At 29.1% G+C, this 10,472-nt stretch carries 9 protein-coding genes; 1 reads left to right on the forward strand and 8 read right to left on the reverse strand.

What is annotated here, in order from left to right; translation table 11 throughout:
- Positions 1 to 103: 103 nt before the first annotated feature.
- From TY07_RS16295 to TY07_RS18205, 8 genes are all read right to left on the reverse strand, one after another.
- A complete protein-coding gene (locus TY07_RS16295) occupies positions 104 to 1,477 on the reverse strand; it encodes a carbohydrate ABC transporter substrate-binding protein (RefSeq protein ID WP_042402686.1) in 1,374 nt (457 codons plus the stop codon).
- Between the two features lie 115 nt (positions 1,478 to 1,592).
- On the reverse strand, positions 1,593 to 3,005 hold the full coding sequence (locus TY07_RS16300; RefSeq protein ID WP_042402690.1) for a phosphoglucomutase/phosphomannomutase family protein: 1,413 nt from the start codon (positions 3,003 to 3,005) through the stop codon (positions 1,593 to 1,595).
- Between the two features lie 4 nt (positions 3,006 to 3,009).
- On the reverse strand, positions 3,010 to 4,140 hold the full coding sequence (locus tag TY07_RS16305; protein WP_042402692.1) for a phosphotransferase enzyme family protein: 1,131 nt from the start codon (positions 4,138 to 4,140) through the stop codon (positions 3,010 to 3,012).
- On the reverse strand, positions 4,122 to 5,057 hold the full coding sequence (locus TY07_RS16310) for a nucleotidyltransferase family protein (RefSeq protein ID WP_042402693.1): 936 nt from the start codon (positions 5,055 to 5,057) through the stop codon (positions 4,122 to 4,124). Before TY07_RS16310 ends, TY07_RS16305 begins: the two co-directional genes overlap by 19 nt.
- 18 nt (positions 5,058 to 5,075) lie before the next feature.
- The gene (locus TY07_RS18190; RefSeq protein ID WP_157029207.1) at positions 5,076 to 5,234 is read right to left on the reverse strand and encodes a DUF6903 family protein; all 159 of its coding nucleotides are present in this window, start codon (positions 5,232 to 5,234) and stop codon (positions 5,076 to 5,078) included.
- A gap of 108 nt (positions 5,235 to 5,342) precedes the next feature.
- Complete coding sequence (gnpA, locus tag TY07_RS16315) at positions 5,343 to 7,502, reverse strand: 1,3-beta-galactosyl-N-acetylhexosamine phosphorylase (protein WP_078061407.1); 2,160 nt, start codon at positions 7,500 to 7,502, stop codon at positions 5,343 to 5,345.
- Between the two features lie 12 nt (positions 7,503 to 7,514).
- Positions 7,515 to 8,372 carry a carbohydrate ABC transporter permease gene (locus tag TY07_RS18195; RefSeq protein ID WP_042402703.1) on the reverse strand — a complete coding sequence of 286 codons (858 nt, stop codon included), beginning with the start codon at positions 8,370 to 8,372 and terminating at the stop codon, positions 7,515 to 7,517.
- A 93-nt stretch (positions 8,373 to 8,465) separates the two neighbouring features.
- Positions 8,466 to 9,359 carry a carbohydrate ABC transporter permease gene (locus TY07_RS18205; RefSeq protein ID WP_042402697.1) on the reverse strand — a complete coding sequence of 298 codons (894 nt, stop codon included), beginning with the start codon at positions 9,357 to 9,359 and terminating at the stop codon, positions 8,466 to 8,468.
- A gap of 200 nt (positions 9,360 to 9,559) precedes the next feature.
- On the opposite strand from TY07_RS18205, the gene TY07_RS16330 reads away from it, so the two are divergent.
- Positions 9,560 to 10,429: an AraC family transcriptional regulator gene (locus tag TY07_RS16330; protein ID WP_042402700.1), complete on the forward strand. Its 870-nt coding sequence runs from the start codon at positions 9,560 to 9,562 to the stop codon at positions 10,427 to 10,429.
- Positions 10,430 to 10,472: the final 43 nt, after the last annotated feature.

Below are 10,472 nucleotides of genomic sequence, written 5' to 3' on the forward strand. Positions count from 1 at the left end.
GCTTAACAGATTCCTATTAAATATATTATTAATCTTTATCGTCCTAAAAATACACAAATAATGTCATAAAAATAGGCGTTACTTCCGTAACGCCTAAATAATACTATTTAATTATAGCTTCTCTTAATTTATCAGATGCACTTGTTAATGCAGTTTGCCAATCTTCTACAGTTTTAGTTCCATTCATTATAGAATCAATGATTAATATATAAGAATCATTCCAAACTAATCCTTCAACTGGCTCTGTTGCTGCAAATCCACCCATAACCGGTTTTGCTCCATTATCATAAACACTTAACATCTCAATTTGTAAATCATCTAAATATTTACTAGCAATATCAATTGCCCCTTCTACAGGAACTACTGACTTACCTAATTCAGCAATTATTCCAACAGCTTCATCACTATACATATAAGCCATGAATTCTTCTGCTAATGATGTATTAGCTGCATCAGCCGGTATATACATTTGCTCAAAATAGTTATAAGAATACATATCTCCACCATCTTCAAATGCTGGATATGCACTAAATCCCCATTCAAATCCATCTGCTCTAGGGGCATCTTCCATTTCACTTGGTAACCAATCACCATTTGGAATAAATAAAGCTTTATTATCTAAAATTAATTGTTGATTCTTTTTAAAGTTATCACCATTTGCATTTGCCACTACTGAAGGTTCTGTATAATCTTTTAATTTTGCTATAGTTTCTAATACTCTAGTTGCATCATCTGAAGTCCAGAATCCCTCTTCATAATTCATTGCTTTATTAAATGCCTCTATTCCTCCAGAAGCAGCTAACATTGCTGGCATTACAGAATCAAAATATCCTGCTGTTGGATATGCAAATAAATAAATGCCTTCTGACTTAACCTTATCTCCTAAAGCAAAGAACTCATCCCACGTCTTTGGTACTTCGTATCCTTTTTCTTCAAATAATCCTTTGTTATAAAACAATCCAGTTGGACTATAAAATAAAGGTGCTAAATAAACTTTTCCATCACCATATGGAGCTGTAGATGAAGTTTCTAAAAATCCTGGTAATATTTTATCTTTTACAGTAACATCTTCACCTGGTACAGTCATATTCATAACATTAGTTAAGTCATGCAGAGCTTGTTCATTTATAAAAGTTTCTGTTAAAGCCTCTGGTCTTCCAGTTGCTAAATATATTAAATCAGGTACATTTCCACCTTGAATTTGAGGTCTAATTATTTCTTCTAAATTAGAAGCAGCTGTTAATTCAACTGTAACCCCTTCATGACTTTCTTCAAACTTTTCAGCAAGCTTATTCCAATGTTCAACTCCACGCCCACCATCTAATGCAGCTATTTTTAAAACTGTTTCTTCAGTAGCTGAAGTTGCAGCCTCTTCATCAGTCTCACCTTCTTTACTCGATGTTGAGCTCCCACAACCTGCAAATAATGTTGCCACCATAAGTGCACTTAATATCATTGACAATTTCTTAAACTTCATAAAATTCTCCCCCTCACCTTTTATAACTATATATTACATAATTGTAAACGTTTAATCAATAAGCTTATTGTTATATTTTTTAGTTATTTTGCGTTTTTAGCAATTTAACTTTATTTTACAAATTAAACCTTTCTTCAACTATTTTTCTTATTTCCTCTGCCTTTTCTAAAGTATCCATTTCAGCAAATACCCTTAATACAGGTTCTGTTCCTGAAAAACGAACTATTATCCAACCACCATTTTTAAAATAAACCTTATATCCATCTTCATACGAAACTCTTTCAACATCATAATTAAATTCAATTGGCTCTCTCTTAGCCATTAATATATCAATAAGATCTTGCTTTTTCTTTTGGGTCATTTTATAATCCCTTTCAGTCATATATAATCTTCCATATTCATTACATATATCTTCATATATTTCCGATAAAGATTTTCCTGTTACCGCTATCATTTCAACTAATAATGAAGCTGCATAAACACCATCCTTTCCTTGAATATGACCTTTGACTGTTAATCCCCCACTAGATTCTCCACCTATTATTGCATTAGTTTCTATCATTTTTGAAGAAATATGCTTAAAACCAACTGGCACCTCATAACATTCTTCTCCAAAGCTTTGTGCAACTCTATCTAAAAGTTCTGTCGTAGCAATGTTTCTAACAACAGGTCCATTCCACCCCTTATATTTTAATAAATAATAATATAATAAAACTAAAATATCATTTGGATGTAGGAACCTTCCGTTATTATCTATTACACCAAGCCTATCTGCATCTCCATCAGTAGCTATCCCAATATCATATTTTCTATCTATAACATAATTTTGAAGAGATTTTAAATTAGCTGCATTTGGGGTAGGTAGTTTTCCACCAAATAAAGTATCATGTCTTTCATTAATAACATCTAATTCACACCTTGCAGTTGCAAGTATAGTTCTAAGTGATGTTTGACTTACACCATACATTGGATCTAAAACAACCCTTAAATGTGCATTTCTAATTGCTTCTACATTTATTTGAGATAAAATACAGTCTATATATTCATTAAATGGATTATCATAAATTATTAATTCTTTTTCTATAGCCTCTTCAAAATCTATTGATTTTAACTCTTCATTTTCATATTTAGAAATATAATTTTCAACATCATTTGTTACTATTTCATCTGCATCCTTTCCTCCCTTAGTAAATAGTTTTACCCCATTATAAAGTGCAGGATTATGACTTGCAGTTATTGCCATTCCATAGTCTAAACCTAACCTTTTAACTTCAAACATAATTAATGGCGTAGGCACCCCTCTGTGAATAAACAAAACTTTAATTCCCTCATATGCTAAAACTTCTGATATCCACATTGTAGCTTCTTTTGATAAAAATCTTCTATCATATCCTACAACTATAGTTTTATTTTCAACCTTTTCATCTTTCATTTTTCTAGCCACAGCTCTAGCTAATTGCTGAACATTATCTTTTGTAAAATCCTCTCCAATTATTGCTCTAAATCCACCAGTACCAAATTTAATCATACTATCACACCTCTACTATATTATTACTTAAACATTTATTTACTATATTTTTCATTTCATTTAACTTTTCTTCTATATCCTTAACAAGTTTAAGTTGTGTTCTAGTCCTATCAAGATTTTGATCATTATAGTTTGTTTTATAATAAACATCTCCATTTAAATAATCTGTTAAAAACCTAATTCCCTGTTCTAATGTAATTATTTTTACTGCCATCGGTAATAATTCAATTTCTTTTTCAGTTAAACTATTTGCTGTCCCCTCTAAAAAACCTTTTGTAAATGCTTCAAAAAATTCTAAATCAATAAATACTTTGTTTAAATCCTTTTCATCCTCCGAAACATGTGTTGCTCCACTTCTAATAGCATCTCCAAAATCATATAAAGAAAGTCCTGGCATTATAGTATCTAAATCTATAACACAAATCCCTTCCTTGGTTTTTGCATCCATAAGAATATTACTAATTTTAGTGTCATTATGTGTTACCCTTAATGGTAATTTACCTTTCTGAAGTAAATCCACTAAAATTGATGTATCACTCTTTCTTTCAATAATAAAGTTAACTTCATTTATTACATTATCTAATCTATTTGCCTTATTTCTTTCAATAGCATTTATAAATGATTTATATCTTTCTTTTGTATTATGAAAATTAGGTATTGTTTCATATAAACTTTCTGCATTATAATCTATTAGCATATTTTGAAACTCTCCAAATGTTTTTCCTACTTTGTAGAAATCTCCTGTTGATTCACTAACATCATAAGTTACTGTGTTCTTAATAAATTTAATAACTCTCCAGTAATTCCCCTTGGAATCACAATAAAAACTCTTGCCACCATTAGTTAGAACTACAGTAATAGTCTGCCTATCTATATCCCCACCTCTTTTGCAAATTATATCTTTTAGATAATCACATACATTACAATAGTTTTCCATTAACTTATTAACATTTTTAAAAACTGAATTATTTATTCTCTGAAGAATATATTTATTTTTACTACCCTTATCATTACAAACAACTAAGAAAGTATCATTAATTATTCCACTTCCAAATGGTGTTACCCTTATAATATCTCCCTTGAAGTTAAATTTTTTTAGCGCTTCTACTGTTTTATCTAAACATTTGTCACACATTTCGCCCTAATTTCCTCCCATAAATTCTTATGATAAACCCCTTCCTTAATCAGATTTTCAATAGCACGTCTTACAATGTATTTATCTTCTTTATAAGTTACCCCATACCATTTATCCCCTGATTCCATAACCTTAACAGATATTCTATTCTCACTTAATAAATTACTTACAACTGAAGGTATAAAATACTCACTCTTCTTTGGATTTAATTTAACCTCTGTATCTAAGAATTTTTTGAATCCAACTTCTAATTCTTCAAATATGTTAGTATTAAATGCCCACATATTCATTGATACAGTTGAATTGTAATCAAGTTCTGCCCAATTTTCATCATCCTCTGTATAAAAAGCTGCCTCCCCCTTTTTTATTATTTTTGTCCTTTCAACTACTTCTTCTAAGTATCCGCTTTTAACCTTACAAACCCCTCTTGCAACATGCCCATTTTCTGAAAGTGTATTACTCAACTTATACCCTATCATTCCATACGTATTTTCATCTTTATTATTGATTAAAAACTCATATATCTTTCTAAATGCCTCTTGCCCATAAAAATCATCTGCATTTATCACTACAAATGGTGCATCCACAATATCTCTTGCACACAATATAGCTTGTCCAGTTCCCCACGGTTTTGTTCTTTCATTCGGAACTTTATATCCCTTTGGGAGATTTTCTATTTCTTGAATTGCATATTTTACTTCTGCATATTTCTCTAATTTATTTCCTATAAGATTCTTAAATTCAGCTTCAATTTCTTTTCTCAAAATAAATACTATTTTTTCAAATCCTGCTTTTATAGCATCATGCACAGCTAACTCTAATAATACCTCACCATTTGGTCCAATTTTGTCTATCTGCTTTAATCCACCATATCTACTTCCTAATCCAGCTGCCATTATTAATAATATTGGTTTCATATATATTCTCTCCCTCCTTTATTGATATTTTCTATTGTATAAATATAACTCTGCAAGCAAACATGTTAATCCTACCCACATAATAAACAATCCCTTATATCCATGAATCGCATTTCCTTTTATAACTAAGAATACCGATACTATAAATACTAAACTATAGATTACTTTTTTAATCATAAAATCACTCCTATAGGTAGTTATGAATTTTTAGTTAGAAGTTATGAGCTATCTTTTCAATTTAGCCTTTATAACACAATTCATTAATTAACCACTAACTTCTAAACACTAACTAATTTTGCTCCATTTAATTTCCCCTGGCTGTAATTCAAATTTTATTTTATTGCCACTTCCATCATATATAATTGTACTTTGCTTTTCATGGGAGTTATTAATTACAGCATATTTATTACTTTCTAAATATGCTGATACTTCACAATTCAAATTATCTGCATACCATTTTTTCATTTCCTTTTCCTTATGTGATGCATAAAAACAACTTCTCATAAGTATACGGGTATTTTGAAGTGAATATGGAAGTCCTGCAATATATACTGCTCTTCCTTTTCCGTAGTCATTTGAAGACATCAATAAATCTCCATTTCTATAACAAATTATTTCTGTTTCTTTACTCTTTGAATAAATATTTTTTTGCCCTTCACCAAAATCAATTTCTTCAATAACATCTTCTGTAATGAAATGTTTATCAAGTTGCGTATTGAAATATTTATCTGTACTTAATGAGAATCCTAATTCTTTATCTACACCTAATGCTTCTGCTAATTGAAAGAAATGTCCTCCTTCTAATACTGCTGAAGGTTCCCCTACTCCAACAAAACCTCCACCATTATAAATCCATTCTCTTAAAGTACTTATTATTTCTTTATCAAGCCACTTATCGCCTCCGCTAAATGCAGTTCCTGCATCTCCAGCATTAATTATCACATCTATGTCACTTGAGATTCCATTTTCCTTGATATCATCAAAGCTTATAAATTCAACATCAAAACTCATACCACTTAGTGATTCTATTATTCCTAAGTAAGTATATATTTGCTTATACCATAATGCATGTGCAACCATATGAGTTTGCCAACTTCTTAGTTTTCCCCAACAATTAAGTACTCCTACCTTTAATCCGCAGTAAGGCTTATTTCCTCCAATATTATCATATATTTCTCTAAATTCATCACAAACGTTTTCAATATAATCAACAAACTTCGGAAACTTATATGCTAATGATAAGTATCCCCCATATCCAATTCTATCTACAGGTTTTCTCATTAAGGCTCTTCTTGCAGTTACCCAATTTTCTCTCGCTTCTATTGTAGGATCATTCCCTTCATAAAATGTATCTGGAAAGAAATATGGTAAGAATCTACCCTCTGTATATTTGACACCTGGAATATCTGAAATCATTCTAAGTGTTGCTCCACCACCAACAGAGCCAACTATTCCATCTATTCCTATAGAAGAAAAATATTTTCCATAAGGCTCTGTACCGATCCAATTATCACCTAAAAACATCATAGCTTCCCTTCCATCCTCATGCACAATATCTACAAGTTTTTTCACATTTTCTGCAACAAATTTTTGTTGAAAATCAATATAATCTAAATATTCTCTAGAAGGAATTCTAAATGAAGAATTATAATATCCTTGATCAACAATATGCTCTGGCCTTAATGCATAACCTTTTTCCTTTTTAAATTCTTCTAAACACTCTGGACTTACACTTGAGCTATATCCAAACCAATCTACAAACTTTTCTTTAGCTAAATCATTAAACACTAAAGTAAAATGATAAAAGAAAGTAGTAAATCTAACTATGTTTGATTCTTTATGTTCATCAAGCCACTTATGCATAGCTTCAAAAATATATTTATTAGTTTTTGGCTTTCTTGCATCAAAAGGCATTTCATGTGGTTTATTTCCCCAGTTATTTGTAATGTGATTATACATTTGGGTTGGATCCCATATACAATAAGCCAAAAATGTTACTGTATATTCATGCCATTTAATTGTATTTTCTATAATAACTTCTTGAGTTTTCTCATTATATTTCCACAAGGAAGCATCTATAACCTCATTGCTCGTTCTATCAATTACTTCCCACCAAACTTTTATATCATGATAAATATCTGGTTGAACCTGCTGTTCAAAATATCCATCCATTATTTTTATTACTAGCTTATCTTCAGTTGCAACATGATGCTTTGTCATTAAATATGTTTGTTGTAATTCTTCTTTATTAGCCTCTGCCCATTTATTATCTCCACGAGCAACGAAATAAGTTGAATATATTCTTTCAGCCAATCCTTTTATTTCTTTTGGTAGCTTAAATCCATCACAATCTCTAATCCCATCAGCCCCCCACTTTTCAGCTATTTCCATAGTTTCTTTTATAAAATTATCATCTGTTGGTATCGTAACTCTTCCTTTACTCATCATCATTTCCCCCTATTCTTTTATACCGCCTACTGTCATTCCTTCAGTTAATTGTTTTTGCACTAAAATATAAAGTATTATTGTTGGAATCATTACTATAGCTAATCCAGCATACATTGCACCATAATCTGTTGCTGTTTTTTGTACTTGCATTAAATTCAATAAACCAACTGGTAAGGTTTTTGATGAATTAGGAAGTAATGTTAATGCTATAATATATTCATTCCAAAAAGCTAAAAATTGAAATAATATTACAGTTATAATACTTGGCTTAGCCATTGGTATTATTACTTTAATTAAAGTTTGCAAATAACTACAACCATCTATCATCGCTGCTTCTTCATAAGCTCTTGGTAAAGTTTTTAAATAATTAGATAGTAAATAAATAGTAAATGGTAGTGCTGTTGAAGCATAAACCAGAGCTAGTACAATTTTGTTATCTAAAAATACAGTCATTGATAATGGAAGTGCAAATATTTGTTTTATTGCTTTATCTGCATCTAATATTAATAAGAATATTGGCACTACAATATAGTTAACATTTATAAATAATCCTGCTGCAAATATAGTATTTAAAAGCTTTTTACTTTTAAAGTTAAATCTTGATAACACATATGCTGCTGGAATTGAAATTACTAAAAGAATTACTAATGCCAAAGCAGTTACAAATAAAGAGTTAAAAAAATATTCTCCCATATGCGATTTAATAAATGCAGTTTTAAAGTTTTCTAAATAAAGTCCTTCTGGTAGAGCCCATGGATTTCCATAAAATTCAGATTTATGTTTAAATGCTGCAAGTATCGACCATCCTAATGGTATTAATATACTTAATGCAAATAGTATTAAGCATAAATATATAAAAGCCTTCATTAATTTATTAGTTGATTTTTTCTTATTCTTTTTTGTAATTACAGGATTTATATTTAAATTACTTTCTGGTATATTTTCCACAATTACCACCCCCTAATACTCAATTACATCTCTTTCTGTTATTTTGCTAATTATTAATGATAATCCAAATGAAAATAAGAATATTACAACTCCTATTGCCATCCCATACCCATATGATGAATTACCATAAGCTTGTTTATACATATATCCTAAGAAAGATTCTGATGCTCCATCAGGTCCTCCACCAGTCATTACTTTTACAAATAAGAAACTTAAATTGATACAACTTATTATAAAGAATGTTAATGTAGTTCTTATTGTTCCCCATACAAGAGGCAATGTTATACTAAAAAATTGTTTAAACTTTGAAGCTCCTTCTAAATCTGCCGCTTCGTATAAACTTTCCGGAATACTACTCATTGCTGACATGTACATAACCATATAATAACCAACAGCTTGCCAAATCATTGCTACTGCAATACACCATACTACTGTACTTGGATTTCCAAGCCACATTCGTTTCCAATTTTCTAACTTTAATAAATCTAAAGTCGCGTTTAATATTCCTTGATTTGGATCCAAAATTGCTGAAAATATTGCTGATATCACAACTACGGATAAAATATTTGGTAAGTAAAAAATTATTCTAAATAAATTATTGAATTTAATATCCTTTCGTATTAATACTGCTGCTAATGCTATTGCTAATATTAAAGTAACAATAGTTACAAATACTATTAAAAATAGTGTATTTTGAAATGATTTTATAAACTTTTCATCTTTAAACAATATAATAAAATTATTTAATCCTACGAATTTCTTATTATTTGTTAGTCCACCCCATTTAAATAATGACATCCAAAATACATTTAAAGTTGGAATAATCATAAATACAAAAAATAAAATAAATGATGGAATAACTGATAAAGCTATAAATAGTTTTTTAGATTTACTATTCTTTTTCAAATAAAACCACTCCCCTTGTCTTTTTCTTACATCCCTTGATTTTATTTTACTTATTTGTAAACTTTTACACAACAAATTTATTGCTTATTTTTTTAGTTATATTGCTATTTCCGCAATATATCCTAAATATATTTTATTCTTTTCTATTTAATATAAATAATGCTATAATTTAGCTATTAAGCATTATTTTGAGGTGATTTATGAGTAATACAAGATATACAGTTAATGAAAAGAACATATATGATATTGATTTTGAATTGCTTTATATAAGCAAATCTAAATATGGTGATGATTGGCATAGTACATCTCATTCACATCCATTTACTGAAATTTTCTTCATAACTCATGGGCATGGATTTATGGATATAGATGATGTGATCGTTTCTATAAAGGAGGGTGACTTAATTATTATTAATCCTAACTGTTCTCATACAGAAAAATCTACTAATAATTCTTTTGATCAATTAGAATATATTGTGTTTGGAATAAATAACTTGGCTTTAGCCAATGATAATATTTCTTGTTTAGGTATTGAAGTAGAAACTCCTATTTACTATAAAATAATGAATTTTAATAATGATAAAGTTGAAATATTAAATTATTTAAATAATTTAGTGCGCGAAGTTGAAAATAAGGATTCTAACTATGAATTGGCATGCAAAAGTATCTTAACTCTATTTATTATATATATATCTAGAAAAGCTAAGTCTAATTTACTTATTACCACTAATCCCGAAAAATTAAATATTGAATGTGTTAAAATTAAAAATTATATTGACTCTCACTATTCTGAAAATATTACTTTAGATACTTTATCAAATTTGAGTTATGTGAATAAATTTCATTTAGTTCATTTATTCACAAAGCAAATGGGAACCTCACCTATTAATTATTTAATCAATAAAAGAATTGAAGAAGCTAAAAATCTTTTAACAACTACAAATCATTCAATTAGAGATATATCTACTATAGTTGGTTTTTCTAATTCATCTTATTTCAGTCAAATGTTTAAAAAAACAACTGGTGATTCTCCTAGAAATTATAAAAATTTATATTCATCTTTAAAATGATTTTAAATAAAAAAAAGACAATCTTAACGATTGTCTTTTCTAA

Source organism: Clostridium saudiense, from assembly GCF_000577815.1.
Classification (GTDB): Bacteria; Bacillota; Clostridia; order Clostridiales; family Clostridiaceae; genus Clostridium; species Clostridium saudiense.

Coding starts and splice junctions, on each gene's coding strand:
- TY07_RS16300 (WP_042402690.1), bottom strand. CDS start 3,005: ATGATTAAATTTGGTACTGGTGGATTTAGAGCAATAATTGGAGAGGAT.
- TY07_RS18190 (WP_157029207.1), bottom strand. CDS start 5,234: ATGATTAAAAAAGTAATCTATAGTTTAGTATTTATAGTATCGGTATTC.
- TY07_RS16305 (WP_042402692.1), bottom strand. CDS start 4,140: ATGTGTGACAAATGTTTAGATAAAACAGTAGAAGCGCTAAAAAAATTT.
- TY07_RS18195 (WP_042402703.1), bottom strand. CDS start 8,372: ATGAAGGCTTTTATATATTTATGCTTAATACTATTTGCATTAAGTATA.
- TY07_RS16310 (WP_042402693.1), bottom strand. CDS start 5,057: ATGAAACCAATATTATTAATAATGGCAGCTGGATTAGGAAGTAGATAT.
- TY07_RS16295 (WP_042402686.1), bottom strand. CDS start 1,477: ATGAAGTTTAAGAAATTGTCAATGATATTAAGTGCACTTATGGTGGCA.
- TY07_RS16330 (WP_042402700.1), top strand. CDS start 9,560: ATGAGTAATACAAGATATACAGTTAATGAAAAGAACATATATGATATT.
- gnpA (WP_078061407.1), bottom strand. CDS start 7,502: ATGAGTAAAGGAAGAGTTACGATACCAACAGATGATAATTTTATAAAA.